Annotated in this window: 13 protein-coding genes; 6 read left to right on the top strand and 7 right to left on the bottom strand. The window is 71.7% G+C overall.

Translation table 11 applies throughout. The annotated features are described in order from the left end of the window. Positions 1–8: 8 nt before the first annotated feature. From ADK66_RS05775 to ADK66_RS05760, 4 genes are all read left to right on the top strand, one after another. Positions 9–1,046, top strand: coding sequence for a LuxR C-terminal-related transcriptional regulator (locus tag ADK66_RS05775; RefSeq protein WP_053652854.1), 1,038 nt, complete (start codon positions 9–11; stop codon positions 1,044–1,046). A gap of 112 nt (positions 1,047–1,158) precedes the next feature. Then, positions 1,159–2,934, top strand: a complete 1,776-nt coding sequence (locus ADK66_RS05770; RefSeq protein WP_053652853.1) for an alpha/beta hydrolase — start codon at positions 1,159–1,161, stop codon at positions 2,932–2,934. A 182-nt stretch (positions 2,935–3,116) separates the two neighbouring features. Beyond that, positions 3,117–4,340 (top strand): MFS transporter, encoded by a 1,224-nt coding sequence (locus ADK66_RS05765; RefSeq protein WP_082377250.1) that lies wholly within the window; start codon positions 3,117–3,119, stop codon positions 4,338–4,340. A 9-nt stretch (positions 4,341–4,349) separates the two neighbouring features. After that, entirely contained in the window at positions 4,350–6,140 is a 1,791-nt protein-coding gene (locus ADK66_RS05760; protein WP_053652852.1) for a gamma-glutamyltransferase family protein, read from the top strand. A gap of 11 nt (positions 6,141–6,151) precedes the next feature. Here the strand turns inward: ADK66_RS05760 and ADK66_RS05755 are convergent, their stop codons facing one another. The 5 genes from ADK66_RS05755 to ADK66_RS05735 form a co-directional block, all read right to left on the bottom strand. Next, positions 6,152–7,534 (bottom strand): carboxylesterase family protein, encoded by a 1,383-nt coding sequence (locus ADK66_RS05755; RefSeq protein ID WP_053652851.1) that lies wholly within the window; start codon positions 7,532–7,534, stop codon positions 6,152–6,154. Between the two features lie 215 nt (positions 7,535–7,749). Continuing rightward, complete coding sequence (locus ADK66_RS05750; protein ID WP_053652850.1) at positions 7,750–8,376, bottom strand: response regulator transcription factor; 627 nt, start codon at positions 8,374–8,376, stop codon at positions 7,750–7,752. After that, complete coding sequence (locus ADK66_RS05745) at positions 8,373–9,695, bottom strand: sensor histidine kinase (RefSeq protein WP_082377248.1); 1,323 nt, start codon at positions 9,693–9,695, stop codon at positions 8,373–8,375. Before ADK66_RS05745 ends, ADK66_RS05750 begins: the two co-directional genes overlap by 4 nt. 4 nt (positions 9,696–9,699) lie before the next feature. Beyond that, on the bottom strand, positions 9,700–10,146 hold the full coding sequence (locus ADK66_RS05740; RefSeq protein ID WP_053652849.1) for an ABA4-like family protein: 447 nt from the start codon (positions 10,144–10,146) through the stop codon (positions 9,700–9,702). Beyond that, a complete protein-coding gene (locus ADK66_RS05735; protein WP_053652848.1) occupies positions 10,143–11,072 on the bottom strand; it encodes a hypothetical protein in 930 nt (309 codons plus the stop codon). The genes ADK66_RS05740 and ADK66_RS05735 overlap by 4 nt, the downstream gene beginning before the upstream one ends. A gap of 165 nt (positions 11,073–11,237) precedes the next feature. On the opposite strand from ADK66_RS05735, the gene ADK66_RS05730 reads away from it, so the two are divergent. Then, the gene (locus ADK66_RS05730; protein ID WP_053652847.1) at positions 11,238–11,990 is read left to right on the top strand and encodes a glyoxalase; all 753 of its coding nucleotides are present in this window, start codon (positions 11,238–11,240) and stop codon (positions 11,988–11,990) included. 61 nt (positions 11,991–12,051) lie between these two features. Here ADK66_RS05730 and ADK66_RS05725 read toward each other — a convergent pair whose 3' ends face one another. Both ADK66_RS05725 and ADK66_RS05720 read right to left on the bottom strand, forming a co-directional pair. After that, complete coding sequence (locus tag ADK66_RS05725) at positions 12,052–13,575, bottom strand: TROVE domain-containing protein (RefSeq protein WP_053652846.1); 1,524 nt, start codon at positions 13,573–13,575, stop codon at positions 12,052–12,054. 858 nt (positions 13,576–14,433) lie between these two features. Then, positions 14,434–14,931, bottom strand: coding sequence for a YcxB family protein (locus tag ADK66_RS05720; RefSeq protein WP_053652845.1), 498 nt, complete (start codon positions 14,929–14,931; stop codon positions 14,434–14,436). A gap of 117 nt (positions 14,932–15,048) precedes the next feature. Here ADK66_RS05720 and ADK66_RS05715 point away from each other — a divergent pair, with 117 nt between their 5' ends. Further along, positions 15,049–15,513 (top strand): MarR family winged helix-turn-helix transcriptional regulator, encoded by a 465-nt coding sequence (locus ADK66_RS05715; protein WP_053652844.1) that lies wholly within the window; start codon positions 15,049–15,051, stop codon positions 15,511–15,513. Positions 15,514–15,589 lie beyond the last annotated feature (76 nt).

Genomic DNA, 15,589 nt, shown 5'->3' with positions numbered 1-15,589 from the left:
TCCCCGGCATGCGGACCGAGCCCGCCGGCATGCCCTCTGCCCCGGACGTCGGGTCGCTCCCGCTCCCGTCGAACGCCACGGACGTCGGGTCGCTCTCGCCGGACGTCGGGTCGCTTCCGCTCCCGTCGGGCGCCGTCGGCGTGTATCAGGACCTGTTGCGGGTCGCGCCCGTGGCGCAGCGGGAGTTCCTGTCCACGGTGGCCCCGCAGGCCGGCCCGGCCCTCGCGGGGCTGGTGAGCATCGGTGCGGTGCACCGCGACGCCGCCGGCGTGCTGCACGTCCGGCCGCCGCGCAGCGCCCTGGAGAGTTGGGCCGCGCAGCGGGAGATGGAGGCCGCTCGGGCACGTGCCGCCGCGGAGACGCTGTCCGGGCTCTACACGGCCGTCCACGGAACGGGGGCGGCGTTCGTCGAGGTCATCGAGGGCAAGCACGCCGTACGGGAGCTGTTCCGCCAGTTGCAGGCCGGTGCCCGCACCGAGGTACGGGGTCTGGAGCGCGGGCCGTACCTGCGCGACACCGCCCGGGTCCCGGAAGAGGTGCAGTACGACGCGCTGCGACGCGGCCTGCGCTACCGCTGCGTCTACGAGGGTGAGCTGCTGCACGACGAGGCGATGCTTGCGGCGGTGCGGGACGCCGTCGCCGCCGGGGAGCAGGCGCGGGTCTTCCCGGAGCTTCCGCTGAAGATGATGCTCACCGACGCCGACAGTGGCCTCGTCGTCCTGCCTCGCGGCGACGACGCCGACGCGATGCTTGTGCACCGCTCCCGCCTGCTGGATGGGCTCTCCGAGTTGTTCGAGGTGTTCTGGCGGCTCGGCGCGCCCATCCACGCCACCACCGACGCCGCCCAGCCGGACGCCGAACCGACGGCCGCCACGCAACGGCTCCTCGCGTTGCTCACCGCCGGCCTGACCGACGAAGCCATCGCCCGTGACCTCGGCGTCAGCAACCGTACGGTGCACCGCCGGGTCAGTCGCCTACAGGAGTTGCTCGGCGCGCGGAGCCGGTTCCAACTCGGCGTGCAGGCAAGCCGCCGTGGCTGGCTGTGATTGGCCGGATCATGCCATGGCCGGTCTTCGTCACGCCGGAACCGTAGCGGCGAAACACTTCTGGCCCAGGGTGAAGGTCGTTCGAGCATCCGCTCCAGGAGAGGACGGGACGATGCCCCATCCCACGACCGGGTCGCGCCGCTCACGCCGGCCGGCCGCCCTGCTCACCGCGACGCTTGTCGCCGCCGTCCTGACCAGCGGTACGGCCGTGACGCCGGCCGCCGCGGCAACGGTGGCCGAGCCGGACACCGCCGCCCTGGCCGCGTCACTGACCAACCAGCGCCTCTCCTGGGAGCCGTGCGGGTTGGACGGCGTCAGCCCCGAGGACGTCGCCGACCTGCGCCTGGCGTGCGCGACGGTCACCGTCCCGCGCGACTGGCACAACCCGCGCGACGGGCAGACGATCCAGGTACGCGTCAGCCGCACCGTCGCCTCCAGCAGCGACCGCAAGGGCATCCTGCTCGTCAACCCGGGTGGCCCCGGTGGCAGTGGCCTGTCGCTGGCGCCGTACGTGGCGCAGTCCGCGCCGACGCTCGCCGAGCACTACGACGTGATCGGGTTCGACCCGCGCGGCGTCGGGCAGAGCACCCCGCTGCTGTGCCGGGTTACCTATCGCGACACCGACGTCACGAACGACCAGATCACCCAGGCCAACGTGGCCGGCTGCCGCAGCACCGAGCTGACGAGGTACATCACCACCGAGCAGACCACGTACGACATGGACTTCATCCGGGTGCTGCTGGGGGAGCGGAAGCTCAACTACCTCGGCTACTCGTACGGCACCTGGCTGGGCACCTGGTACGCGGCGACGTTCGGCAGCCGTACAGGCCGGATGGTGCTCGACTCGGTGGCCGCCGCCGGCTCGCCCACGTTGCAGGAGACGTGGGACCTGCAACCGTTCACCCGTGACCGGGCGTTCCAGGAGCAGTTGATGCCGTACATGGCCCGTCACGACGACCTGTACGGCAGGGGCACCGACCCGATGAAGATCCGGGAGATGTTCGAGCGGGCAGGTGGCACCCGCGTCGGCATGGGCCCGTTCATGTTCGGCTGGTTCATTCTCGGCGCCCTCTACGACACCCAGAACTACCCGACCGCGGCGGCGGCCGTGAACACGGTCATCCAGTACTACGAGGAGTGGAACGGCTGGACGCCCGAGCAGATCCTCGCCGCCGCCACCGCGAAGCTGCTCGTCGCACCGGGGATAACCGCCGACGACCGCGCCTACATCGAGCAGGCGCGGGTCACCGCCGAGGCCGCGCTGAAGACCCAGCGTGACCGCAGCCGGCTCGCGCAGGGCACCGCCGAGTACACGTACGACATCGACTACGTCTTCGAGGTGATCCGCTGCCAGGACGGGCAGTGGAACGACAGCATCGGGCACTGGAACGCGTTCAGCCGCCGCCTCACCCGCGACGCCCCGCTTGTCGCCCCGTACCTGCAGAACCCGCCGGCCTGCGCGTACTGGCCGACGAGCAACCGGATGCCCAAGTTCGACAAGAAGACGTTCCCCAAGGTGCTGATGTTGCAGGACGAGCTCGACGTCGCCACGGCGTACGAGGGCGCGCTGGCGGCCTCGAAGAAGCTGCCCGGCGCGTCGATGATCAGCGTCGACAACGAGGGCAGCCACGGTGTCTTCCCGTACTACACGCCGTGCGTGGACGACCCGGTGTACGCGTACCTGCTCGACGGCCGGCTGCCCGCCGAGCGGTACACCGGGTGTCAGGCGGTGCCGCTGCCGGGCGAGACGGCCGTCTTCGAAGTGGGCGGCAAGCTGACCGGCAAGGGAACGGTGCGCACCCGACTGATCACCGATGACATGCGGGAAGCGAACCGCATGCTCAAGCGCATGTTGCGGACCGAGCCGGGACCCTCGTACCCGGAGTGACGGCGTGTCGTGTGCGGGCGGCGACCGGCCGCCCGCACATCCGCCACCTGATGAGGGCGTTTAAGGGCTTTGACCGCACCCCCACCAAGGTCGACACCCATGCTGTACGCGGGGTCGGTCGCCACGGTGCGGGATGTGGGCGGCGGTCCCGCCGTGATGGCCGAGCCCCGAAGGGACTGACCATGTCCAACGCCAGCCACACCGAAGGTGCGATTTCCCGGCCCAGTTCCACCTCCGGGGCGGTGCGCGTCGCATTCGCGTTCTGGATCACCCTGGTGGGGACCACGGTGCCGACGCCGCTCTACCCGATCTACGAGATGGAGTTCGGCTTCTCGTCGTTGACGGTGACCGTGGTCTACGCGCTGTACGCGCTCGGCGTGGTCGTGGGCCTGCTGCTCTTCGGACGGCTCGCCGACCAGATCGGCCGCCGCCCGGTCATCCTCGCCGCGCTCGTCCTCTCGGTCGTCGCCGACGCGGTCTTCCTGGGCGCCGTGGACCTCGCGATGATCGTGATCGGTCGGGTGCTCGCCGGTCTGTCCGCCGCGCTGGTGATCGGAGCGGGGACGGCGGCGCTGACCGAGCTGATCAGCCCACGCCACCCGAGACGGGCCGGCACCGTGGCGATCTTCGCGAACCTGGGTGGTCTCGCCGCCGGCACCCTGTTGGCGGGGATCGTCTCGGACGTCGCCCCCGATCCGCTGCGGGTGCCCTGGGCCATCGTGCTCATCCTGGCGATCGTCGCGATCGTCCTGATGATCGGAGTGCCCGAGACGGTGCCGCACCGCTCGCCGCTGAACCTGCGGCCGCAACGGCTGCACGTACCGCCGGAGATCCGTGGCGAATTCGTCCGTTCCGCGCTCACCGCGGGCGCCGGCTTCGCGGCGCTGGGCGTGCTCACGGCGGTGAGCGGACTGTTTCTCGGCATGGAGCTACACAAGACCTCGCACACCCTGGCCGCGCTCGTCGTGTTCGTGGCGTTCACCGGCGCCGCGTTCGGGCAACTCCTGACCCGGGTGCTGCCCTCCCGCGCCGCACTGGTCGCCGCCTGCGCCGGCCTGATCGTGGGGGCCGCCCTCATCGGGCTCAGCATGTCTATGGTGCTGCTGCTTCCGCTGTTCCTCGGCGCGGCGGTCAACGGGGTGGCCTCCGGGGTGGCGGTGGGCGACGGCATCGCCACCATCACGGTGAAGGCCCCGCACGAGCACCAGAGTGCGACGGTGTCGACCTTCTTCGCCATCCTGTTCACCATGCTGGGCGTGCCGGCGGTCGCGGTCGGCCTGCTGGCCCAGGCGATCGGCCTACGGACGGCCGCCGAGATCTTCAGCGCGGTCGTGGCGTTGCTCGCGCTCGTCGTACTTGTCACGCTGGTCCGCGACGGTTCCGGCCGGGGCCGCGGAGACGAGTGAGGTGTTGCCATGACGTTCACCACCAGGCCGACGCTGCGGGGAACCTTCGGCATGGTGTCCTCGACGCACTGGCTCGCCAGCCAGGCCGCCATGGGAATGCTGGAACGCGGGGGGAACGCCTTCGACGCGGCGGTCACCGCCGGGTTCGTGCTGCACGTCGTGGAACCGCACCTCAACGGACCCGGCGGCGAGGTGCCGGCCATCGTGGCCACCGCCCAGGACCCGACCCCGAAGGTGCTGTGCGGGCAGGGTCCGGCGCCGGCAGGTGCCACCATCGCGCACTTCCGGTCCCTCGGAATGGACCTCATCCCCGGCGCCGGTCCGCTCGCGGCGGCAGTACCGGGCGCCGTCGACGCCTGGCTCCTGCTGCTGCGCGAGCACGGCACGCTCACTCTCGCCGAGGTGTTGGAGCCGGCGATCGACTACGCCGACGCCGGCCACCCGCTTCTGGGCAGGGTCGTCGACACGGTGACGGCTGTCCGGTCGCTGTTCGAGGAGCACTGGCCGACGTCCGCCCAGCTCTGGCTGCGCGACGGCCGGCCACCGACGGCGGGGGAGAGGTTCGCCAACCCGGCGTACGCGCGGACCCTGCGGCGACTGGCCCAGGCCGGGCTCGCGGCCGGCGGCGACCGGGAGGCCCAGATCGAGGCCGCGCGGCGAGCCTGGGGTACGGGGTTCGTGGCTGACGAGATCGACAGGTTCAGCCGCCTGCCGTTCCAGGATTCCAGCGGGCGCCCCCACGCCGGACTCGTCACCGGCGATGACATGGCCGCCTACTCGGCGACCTGGGAGGAACCGGTGACCCTCGACTGGCACGGCTACTCGGTGGCGAAGACAAGCTTCTGGGGGCAGGGCCCGGTGCTGCTGGAGACGCTGGCCGTCCTCGACGCCCTCGGCGACCCCGGCGCGTACGACCCGGCGACCGCGTTCGGCATCCACGCCCAGGTCGAGGCGCTCAAGCTCGCCTTCGCCGACCGTGAGGCGTGGTACGGCGACGGCGCGGACGTGCCGGCCAAGGCGCTGCTCTCCCGGGAGTACGCGCGAGAGCGGGCAGCCCTGATCGGCGACCGGGCATCGTGGGAGTTGCGGCCGGGGCGCCCCGACGGGGCGCAGCCCCGCCTGCCGGCGCACGTCCGGGCCGGTGCCGTCCGGAGCGCGGACCGGTCGGACGCCACGACCGGCGAGCCGACGGTGCAGTCGGACGGGGTGACCCGGGGCGACACCTGCCACGTGGACGTTGTCGACCGCTGGGGCAACATGATCTCCGCTACCCCGAGCGGCGGCTGGTTGCAGAGTTCGCCGACGATCCCGGAGCTGGGCTTCCCGTTGGGCACCCGCCTGCAGATGTTCTGGCTGGAGGAAGGTCTCGCCTCGTCGCTCGCACCGGGCCGGCGACCCCGCACCACGTTGAGCCCGACGATGGTCCACCGCGACGGGCAGCCGGTTCTGGCCTGCGGCACCCCCGGCGGCGACCAGCAGGACCAGTGGCAGGTGCCGTTCCTGCTGCGCCACCTCGTCGGCGGCCAGACCCTCCAGGAGGCCATCGACGCGCCAGCGTTCCATACCGTCGGGCTGCCGGAGTCGTTCTATCCACGCGACATGGAACCCGGCGTCCTGGTGGTGGAGGACCGGCTCGACGGCGCGACGGTGGCGGCGCTGCGGGCGTACGGGCACGAGGTGCGGGTCTCCGACGCGTGGAGCCTCGGTCGTCTCTGCGCGGTGAGCCGCGACCCGGCCACCGGTGTGCTCGCGGCCGGCGCGAACCCGCGAGGCATGCAGGGGTACGCCTGCGGTCGCTAGAGGGCTCGGCGTTACCCGAAGCGCTGGATACGCCCGGCCTGCCCCTCGTACGGCGGCCAACCCTGCGCTGTCAACGCCTGCGCGCCGCCGGCGGCGAACGCCAGCCAGGCCGCGCGCAGTGGGCCACCACGCGCGGCCACCTCGGCCCAGGTCTGCCCGGCAAGCATCGGCGCCTGCGCCCAGTCGGCCTCGTCGCCGAAGAGCAGCGGAAGGTCGCTGCAGTGGCAGGCGTGGTACGGCGAGGTCGGGGTGGGCCCGTCGATGCGGTACGCGAAGACCCGCGCGCCCGCCTGCGCCAACTGCCTGCCGAACCGCAGGGTGGGCCGGGTGAAGACCGAGCGGGTCGCGAACCGGATGGCAGCGTTCTCCACGGCCCTGCCCACAAGCGGCAGGTACCGGGAGAGCGGGCCGCCGGCGAGGAAGTAGGCGATCTCCCGGTGGGTGGTGCCGAGCACCACCTCAAGGCCCGGGGCGCCAGCGCGCCAGGCGGCCCGCCAACCCGGCACGTCCGGCAGGGGAGACACACCGGCCACCGGCTGGTACGCCGGGGCGAGCCCGAATCCGCTGCGCGTGGCCACGTCCCGCTCGGCCAGCTGCTGCGCGGCGACGATCTCCGCGAGGGACGCCTCCCGTGGGTCGCGCCCGAGCCGGGCCAGGAAGCGGTCGGCGACCCGGCCGGCCGCGCGCTCGCCGGCCAGCCCGATACCCAGCGGTGGACTCTGCAACACCGCCCGACGGAACAGCTGTCGGGCCTGCGCCACCCCGAGCAGGCAGGCGACCGAGTGGGCGCCCGACGACTGCCCCACAAGTGTCACGTTCTCCGGGTCGCCGCCCAGGTCGGCCGCGTTGTCGCGGACCCAGCGCAGCGCCTCGATCTGGTCCAGCAGACCCAGGTTGCCGGGGGAGATGCCCGGCGCCCGCAGATAGCCGAGCGCCCCGAGCCGATAGTTGACGCTCACCACGACCACGTCGCCCTCGCGGGCGAGCCGGTCGGTGCGGTAGCGGTCCCAGGAGCCCGCGCCGGAACGGTACGAGCCACCGTGCAGCCAGACAAGCACCGGCCGCGCGGCGCGGTCGGCCGCCGGGGTGACGACGGTCAGGTTCAGGCAGTCCTCCGACTGCACGCCCACCTCGCACCAGCCGCCGGCTGTCGTGGCCCGGGCCGGCGGTTGAGGGCTGACGGCACCGTGTTCCCGCGCGTCACGGACCCCCGACCACTGCCGCTCCGGCGCGGGTGCCGCGAAACGGTCGGCGGTGGCGTACCGGACGCCCCGCAGGACCGTGAGCCCGTCCGCTCGCTGGCCGCGCAGCGTGCCCCCGCGCACGGTGACCAGCACGTCCGTTCCAGCCGTCGCCGCGTCCGGGACACCTCGGAGGACCGGCTCCGACGTCACTGCCGATCCCGCCGCTCGGACGTCACTGTCACTCCGCCCTTCGGACGTCACTGCCCAGGCCCCGCCTCTCGTGGACGCCGCCCGCCGCCCGCAAGGTGGCGACGAGCGACGTGACGCGACAGCCACGGTAATCCGCCGCCCGTACGCCCGGAGCGTGGCGTCGTCGCCACGAGACGCATGTCATTCGTCCGTGGCGATCCGTCGGCCGCCGAGCCTCAGCGGCCGCTGGCGAACAGTGCCAGGCGTACCCGATTGGGGCTGTCGGTCTTGGTCATGAGGCTCGTGATGTGAGTCTTGACCGTGGTGACGCCGATGTGCAGCCGTTCGGCGATCTCGGCGTTGGTGAGGCCCTCGGCGACCAGGGCGAGGACGTCCTGCTCGCGGGCGGTCAGACCGTGCACCGGTCGCGGCGTCCCGACGCGGGCGTGCACGGCGCGCTGGACGAGGCGTTGCAGCACCTCCGGGCTGAACGGGCTGTCACCCGTGGCGGCGCGGCGGATGCCGTCCAGCAGCTCGGTCGGAGGTGCGTCCTTGAGCAGGAACCCGCAGGCGCCGGCCGTGAGGGCGGGGTAGAGGTGGTCGTCGTCGCCGAACGTGGTCAGCACCAGTACGCGGGCGGCGGGTCGTTCGGCGAGGATGCGGGTGGTAGCGGTGATCCCGTCGACGCCCGGCATGCGCAGGTCCATGACGACGACGTCGGGGACGAGCCGCGCGGCGAGGGCTACCGCGTCCCGGCCGTTGTCGGCCTCGCCGACCACCTCGATGTCGGGCTGCGCCTCGCACAGCATGCGCAGGCCCGCGCGGATGAGGTGCTGGTCGTCGACGAGCAGGACGCGGATCATGCCGGCTCCCGCTCTGACGAAGGCTCTGGCGAGGGCTCTGGAGTGGGCGACCCGTGCGGCGTCGCGCGGTCCCGGGGCACCGATCCGGCAAGCGTCACGGCGCCGGATGAGTCGGCCAGGTGCGGGAGGACGGCGCGTACCCGCCACCCCGTTTCGGTCGGCCCCACCTCAAGACGGCCACCGAGGACGTCGACGCGCTCCCGCATGCCGGTGATGCCGTGCCCGCCGCCGCCAGGCACCACCGGCGGCCGGCCGCCACGCCCACCGCTGGCCGGAGCCAGCCCGCGCCCGCCGCCGTGGCCGTCGTCGGTGACCTCCCAGTGCACTGTGCCGTCCCGGACGGCGACCGTCAGGTGGGCCAGCGCGGCCGGGCCGGCGTGGCGGGCCACGTTGGTGAGCGCCTCCTGGGTCAGCCGCAGCACCGCCAGGCCCCGCACCGCGTCGAGCGCGCCGACGGCAGGGTCGATGTCGGCCTGCACGATGATGCCCGCCCGCCGGGCCCGGTCCACTGTCGCGCCGAGCGCCGCCGGGAGCGCCGCCGGGTCGATAGCGGTAAGCGCCGCGTCACCGCCTACCCCGTCGGGGTCGCGCAGCACCGCGACCAGCCGGCGCAGCTCCGACAGGGCCGCGGTGCCCGTGCCGTGCACGTCGTCGAACACCTCGTCCACCCGGGGGTCCAGGTCGGTGAGCACGTGCCGGGCCACGCCGACGCGCAGCACCATCGACGCCACGTGGTGCGCGACGACGTCGTGCAGTTCGCGGGCGATGGCGCTGCGTTCGTCGGCGCGCGCCGCCCGGCTCTCCGACTCGTGCCGGCGCTGCTCCTCCGCCGCCCGCTCCACCGCCTGCCGGCTGAGCTCCCTGTTGGTGCGGATGACAAGCCCGAGGAGCACCGGCACGCCGACCTCCAGGGCCAGCCCGACGACGCCGGAGGCCACCCTGTCGAACGGGTCGCCGATCGAGTCGGTCAGGTCGACAGCGGCCAGCGCCACGGCGGCCAACCAGATGGTGCGGGATCGGCGTGCCCGCATGGTGACCTCGAGCAGCGCCCAACTCGCGCCCACCTGGTTGATCATGATGTCGTCGACCAGGCAGATGGCGACCGCCAGCAGCGCGGCCTGCGCCGCCAGGTTGAGCACCGGCCGACGGTGCAGCAGCAGGCCGGCCGTGAACGCGGCCACCGCGAGGATCCACTGTGTCCTCGTCGGTGGGTGACCGGCCTGCGTGCCGAAGACCAGGTAGCCCACCCCGCTGAGGTTGAGCAGCACCATCCGCACGAGCGTGTCCCGCGCGTCGAACAGTCGCCGCTCCCACGTCACCGGATCAGCCTAGGTGCTGTGGTGCGGCGGCACGAGGGTCCGGCCAGCGGGTCCGCACGCCCAGGTAGGCGGCCAGGCCGAGCGGCCCGAGCAGGATGGTCAGCACCAGCACCGGAGCCATGACCAGCGCCGGCACCCCCCGTTCCCGGCTGTCCAGCCACGCCCAGCGACCCACGAACAGATCGAACGCGATCATGTGTGCCCAGGCCGCCGCCGCGCCGTCGTTGGTGCCCAGCAAGTCGCGTATCCCGTCCACTGTCGGTGCGGCCACGGCCGGCAGCACCTCCCCGAGCGCCGGGATCACCAGCAGCCCGTAGATCACCACGACCGGCAGCACGATCAGCGGCGAGCCGATGATCCGGGCGGTCCACGACCAGCGCGGCAGCACGATCATCAGCGCCCAGAACGGCGCGGCCACCGCGAACGTCACTGTGAACAGCGTCGCGGTCATGCGGCCAACGTCAATTCCGTGCGGCGTCCGCGCGCCAGCACCCGGCCGGCGGCGGTAGCGGTCGCGACCACCAGGGCGGCCACGGCGGCCAGCGTGAGGGCGTCCGGGCGCAGCAGCGGCTGCCCGCGCAGGGCCTGCCAGGTCAACAACAACGTGAGTACGCCGTACGCCGCGCCCGCGACGACCAGCAGCCGGGCACGGGTCCGTTCGTCCAGCCGCCTGCCGAGGAACCGGCTCAGCAGGATGGCCAGGATCGGCAGCGCCTGCAGGGCGTGCAGGCCCACGAAGTGCCCGATCCGCAGGTCGCCCCCGGTGGTGCTCCAGCCGACCAGCGGCAGGCCCGCACCGCCGTCGGGCACGCCCACGCTGTGCGCGCCGCTGATCCCCTCGATCCCCGGGTCCTGGACGGATAGCGTCATCGGCACCGCCACCAGCATGCCCAGCAGCGACAGGCCGAGCCCCCAACTGATGGCAGTCGCGGCGACCCGGTCCGGAATCCGTCGTATCAGCACCACGATCCCGATGATGACGTGCGCGACGAACAGCACCATGATCGACGCGCCCATCGCCGCGAAGATGATCCCATTCAATGGGGTGGTGCCGTTGAAGTGGCTCGTCGTGCCCCGTGCCACCTGCACGACGATCAGCGCTGTCTCGATCACCGCCATCGCGACGATGACCGTTGCCGCCCGCTCCGCGACCCGGATCCGGCGCGGCAGCAGGGAGAGCATCCAGGCAAGCGTCGTCCCGTACAGCACGAACGACACCGCGAACTTGAACGGCTTGAGCCAGATCGGCGAGCCGGTGAGGACCCGCGAGTCGACGACGATGCCGACCGCGCAGACGACGGCGAGCGCCGCCATCGCGGCGACGAGGAGCATGAGTGGGCGGTGCCAGTGCGCCGCCCGACGAAGTTCGAATCTCATGCCTGTAGATGCTTCTGACTGGGCTGGTCGCCCGCGTCCGACCGGAAGCCCCGGTTGCGGCCGGCGGTCGGAGCGCCGCCTCCTCCCTAGGTAGGAGACGAAAGGCGCGCGACGCCTCGTCGGCGCTGGCACAATGGCCGGCCTGTCTACGGGATCGGAAGTGGCATGACGACCATCGAGGAACGCGTCCAGCCCAACGAGACCACAGTGCCGCTGCTGCACTGCGTGTCACCGGAGGCGACACTGGCGTTCTGGCGCGCGCTCGGCTTCGACGTGACCTACGAGCAGACCAGACCGTACGTGTACCTGGCCTTCGCCTGGAGTGGGTTCCAACTGCACTACGGCTCCGCGCCGAAGGACCTGGACCCGACGAAGGAGACCACCGGCGGCTGCCTCGTGATGGTGGACGAGGTCGCGCCGTACCACGCGGCGTTCACCGAGGCGATGCGTCGCACGTACGGCAAGGTGCTGGTCAAGGGCCTGCCCCGGATGACCCGCTACCGTGCCGGCGCGTCGCGGTTCACCATCTTCGACCCGTCGGGAAACTCCATCGTCTTCATCCAGCGCGACGAGCCGCAGGATCTGGAGTACGGCGGGTCGAAGGAGTTGCAAGGGCTGACCCGGGTGCTCGACAACGCGCGGATCCTGCGCGAGTTCAAGATGGACGACCGGGCGGCCTACCGGGCGCTGGACTCGGGGATGCGACGGCGGGCCGAGGACGCGCCGGTGGTCGAGCAGGCGAAGGCGCTCGCCGGGCTGATCGAACTGTCAGTCGCGCTGGGCAAGACCGATCGGGTGCCCGAATGGGGAGCCCGGCTGCGCGAGCTCACGTTGACCGAGCCGGAGCGTACGCAGGTCAGCAGCTACGTCGCCGACCCGGTCCTGCTCGAACCGTGGTGGCGGCCCGAGGCGACCTGATGCCCGACGACCGGAGGCCGTGACCGGCGGCCTGACCGGCGGGGTATCGGCACCCCGCCGGTCAGAAGGGCCACTGGTCGCGGGACCCGGCCTCGATGAGCGGGATCATCGCGAACGCGGCGTCGGACAGGCCTCCGAAGGTGTGCCGGTTGTCGACGGTCGGCGTGTGCCCGGCCCGGTATCCGGCCAGGTTCCACGTGTACACGGGCACCTGTGCGGGCACCGCCGCCGCGACGTCCGCCCTGCCGTGCCAGTGAGCCTGCTCGTCGGTGAGGATGATCACCCGGTCGTGCCGGTCGTAGTGCTCCCGTACCGCATTCTCGGTCTCCGTCCCCATGCCGAGGAAGTAGCCGTCGTCCTTGAACCGGCGCACCGCCGCCAGCACCGACTCACCCGCCACCGACGGGAACACCCGGCTGGCATTGGAGAACGACACCACAGTGGCAGCCTGCGCCCGTGCGGCCAGCGCGAGGCCGAACACCGTGGCGGCGTCCCAGAAGCGCAGCGTGCCGTCCTTGCTGAACGGACTCTGCATCGAACCGGACGTGTCGATGAGGACCAGGGTCCGTCCGTCCAGGGCCGGCACGTTCACCAGGGCGTGCTGCAACGCGGTCTCCAGCGGGTACGCCCACCGCAGGCTCGGCGCGGCGTTGAACGCCGACAGGAAACGCATCGGCAGCACCCGTGAGCCGGCGACCTGGCCTGGGTCGGCGAGCCTGGCCGCCACCGTCTGCGCGACAGCGTCACTGACGCCGGCCTGGTCGAAGTTGCGCAGGTTTCGCAGCAGCGCCAGGTAGCCCATGTTCGGGATGATCGACTCCCACGCCGCGTCGTCCAGCGCGCTCTGTCGCCACCCGGCCAGGGCTTCCCACGTCATACCGGCCGCGCCCAGCACCGTCGGATCGGTGACCTCCCTGCGCTGCTCGACAGGCAGCGCCATGAGCGCGTGCCGCGCCGCCAGCATCCCGAGCGACGCCGGCAGCGGATTGTCCCGCCCGTGCCGGCGGTCCAGCGCGTGCCGGAACAGGTCGCCCTGCCGCTCGTCCCTCGCCGTGGGGTGGGTCAGGTCGATGACGTCGCCGAACCGCACCGGGTTTCCGACGGAGTCGTACTTGAGCAGGCTCCGCTCGGTGTACAGCCGCACCGCCGCGTCGGCGATGCCCCGCTTCACCGGCTTGGGCAGGGTCCGGCCGTGGCGGGCCAGCCAGTACGCCAGAGCCTCGCCCGGCTCGTCCGCACGCTGCAACGCGGCGTCCACGACCGCCCGCGAACCCGGCACACCTGCGGCGACCTGGGCCCGGGCGCCCTCCAGGGCCGCCACCACGGACGCCGAGCGCATCATCGCGCCGGTCCGCAGCCACGGTACGAAGCGGGCGAACCAGTCGGCATCGGCGACGGCGACGGTGGCGACGAGGTTCCGGAAACGGGCGTCCCGATCAGTGGCGCCTTCGTAGAAGGTGTCCTCGCCGACCATGTTCGACACACCGAGTAGGAACAGTTCGAGGCGCGGCTCACGGGTGAACGCGGGCGCACCCTCGGCGGTCACCGACCGGAGGCGGCGCGGTTTGAGGTTGAACTTGGCCATGACGTCCCCCACGTCAGTCGGCCGGGGAGCGCCACCGCACCACACACCCGAGATCAGAGTCGGCCACGGACAAGTCCGCCGTTCTGTCCGTTGAACCATCCACCCGAAGGTGTCGGGGGAGTCGAACCCCCATCTGCGGATCCGAAGTAACCGTTGCCTGCGCACCGGGTGTGTGGCGTGGTCGCGCTCCCCGAAATCGAGGTCTGTCACTGCTTCGTCGGGGCCTGAAACCCTCCGGAGGTGACAGTTGTTGCGCACCGGGAGGTGCGGTCACGACCGTAGCCGTGGCGGCGGAAGCCGGGCAACGGAGTTTGCGATCTTGTGATTGACAAGAGTGGTCACACCGCACGTCCGAGATCAAGTGTGGACACGGTTTTGCGGGTTCGAACCGCGGGCCCTTACCGGGCCTTTACCAGAAGTAGCCGTGTCCGTCGCACCGGCCGTGCGGCGTGAGCGCGCCTCCCGAGATCGAAGCGGCGACGGCGACCGGCCCTTGCGGGCCAAGGTGACCTGGGCCGCTGGTCGACACCACCCGAAGTGGCGGTGGGATTCGAACCCACGTCTCCCCTTTGAGAGAGGAAGTAGCCGTTGCCTGCGCACCGGGAGGTGCCCCACGACGTTAGACCGACGGCCCCGCGCGGGCAAGCCGATTCGGAGCGCCCGCGAACCCCTGAGCCTCGCCCTAACGGGTCAGCCGCGATTGGCGGGGACGCCTACTCTCTCCGCCATGGGAGCAATCAAGCCGTGGCATCTGGTCCTGCTGTCCCTCTGCTGCCTCGTTCCGACAGCGGTGGCGATCGTGGGGGGCCTCTGGGCGCTTCGTCGACGTCGTACCCCTCGCTGAAGCCGCTCAGCGTCTCAGCGGGGCTGGAGCAGCCCACGGTCGGTCATGAAGGCCCGCAACGTCTCGTCGTCATCGGCGGTCATCAGACGGCGCGGGATCACCGTCGCCGGCATCCTGTCGACGTACACGATCCAGAACTCCGGGGTGTCCGTCACCTCGGTGACCCCGTCCCAGGCGATGCCGCCGGACTCCGAGCCGCTGCGCATCATGATGTTGTCGTCGGTGATGTCGTAGGCGCCCTCGACGGCGTAGCGACCGGAGCGGCGTCGGGCGCGCCAACGCACCCACGGCGCGTACAGCATCGACAGCACGCCAGCCACGACAAGCGTCAGGTACAGCGACGAGAACCGGTCGCCCCCGGCGAAGCCCCGCGAGACCACGAAAGCGATCACCCCGACCGCCACCAGCACTGCGCCGATATAGCTGAACCGGCGCAGCCGGACACCGCTCAGCGCAGCGGCCACGCGGCCCGGGTACGCGGGATCGGCCGGGACGTCGAAACGAATGTGCACGCCAGAACGATAGTGCCCCCACCCGCCCCGGGGCCCACCCCGCTGCCATGCGCTTGAGCTGAACCCTGGTTGAGGTTCTACGTTCGTCGTGACCGATCACCGCGGGAGGCGCATCTCATGACGATGCAGCAGTTGTCCGACGTCGAGCTCGCGCGCCAACCTGCCGCCTACTGGACAGGCGTCGCCTACGAAGCTCTCATCGCCTTCACCCGTGCCCGGCACGCCGAGCACGGCTTCACGCAGCCCCAGTTCTGGCTGCTGCGCAACCTCTCCGCGAACGACCTTCTGCCGCAGGGCGGCGGGATGACCATCGCCGAACTCCGCCAGGCGATGAGCTCGTATCTCCGGGCCGAAGACGATCTGGACGCCGAAGCGGAGGTTCTGCTGGAGCGCGGGTGGCTGGTCCGTGACGACGAGGGAAGGCTGCGGATCACCGAAGCGGGGGAAGAGGCTCGCGTCACCCTCGCGCTGCACGCGCCGGCCGTCCGGGCCCGCATCCACGAGGGCATCGATGACGCGGACTACGTAACGACCCTCAAGGTGCTCCGACAGATGATCCGGAACACCGGCGGCTCGGCGTAGTGACCTCCAACCGCCGCTGCCGGTGTCACCCTGCCACCAGGCCCGAACGTTACGACGGCCCGGTGACGCAGGGTGG

It is taken from the genome of Micromonospora sp. NRRL B-16802, from assembly GCF_001279555.1.
GTDB classification, from domain to species: domain Bacteria; phylum Actinomycetota; class Actinomycetes; order Mycobacteriales; family Micromonosporaceae; genus Micromonospora; species Micromonospora profundi.
Note: the sequence above shows the minus strand (reverse complement) of the source record. Positions and strands in the feature narration are given on the sequence as shown.

Coding starts and splice junctions, on each gene's coding strand:
- ADK66_RS05775 (WP_053652854.1), top strand. CDS start 9: ATGCGGACCGAGCCCGCCGGCATGCCCTCTGCCCCGGACGTCGGGTCG.
- ADK66_RS05770 (WP_053652853.1), top strand. CDS start 1,159: ATGCCCCATCCCACGACCGGGTCGCGCCGCTCACGCCGGCCGGCCGCC.
- ADK66_RS05765 (WP_082377250.1), top strand. CDS start 3,117: ATGTCCAACGCCAGCCACACCGAAGGTGCGATTTCCCGGCCCAGTTCC.
- ADK66_RS05760 (WP_053652852.1), top strand. CDS start 4,350: ATGACGTTCACCACCAGGCCGACGCTGCGGGGAACCTTCGGCATGGTG.
- ADK66_RS05750 (WP_053652850.1), bottom strand. CDS start 8,376: ATGATCCGCGTCCTGCTCGTCGACGACCAGCACCTCATCCGCGCGGGC.
- ADK66_RS05740 (WP_053652849.1), bottom strand. CDS start 10,146: ATGACCGCGACGCTGTTCACAGTGACGTTCGCGGTGGCCGCGCCGTTC.
- ADK66_RS05735 (WP_053652848.1), bottom strand. CDS start 11,072: ATGAGATTCGAACTTCGTCGGGCGGCGCACTGGCACCGCCCACTCATG.
- ADK66_RS05730 (WP_053652847.1), top strand. CDS start 11,238: ATGACGACCATCGAGGAACGCGTCCAGCCCAACGAGACCACAGTGCCG.
- ADK66_RS05725 (WP_053652846.1), bottom strand. CDS start 13,575: ATGGCCAAGTTCAACCTCAAACCGCGCCGCCTCCGGTCGGTGACCGCC.
- ADK66_RS05715 (WP_053652844.1), top strand. CDS start 15,049: ATGACGATGCAGCAGTTGTCCGACGTCGAGCTCGCGCGCCAACCTGCC.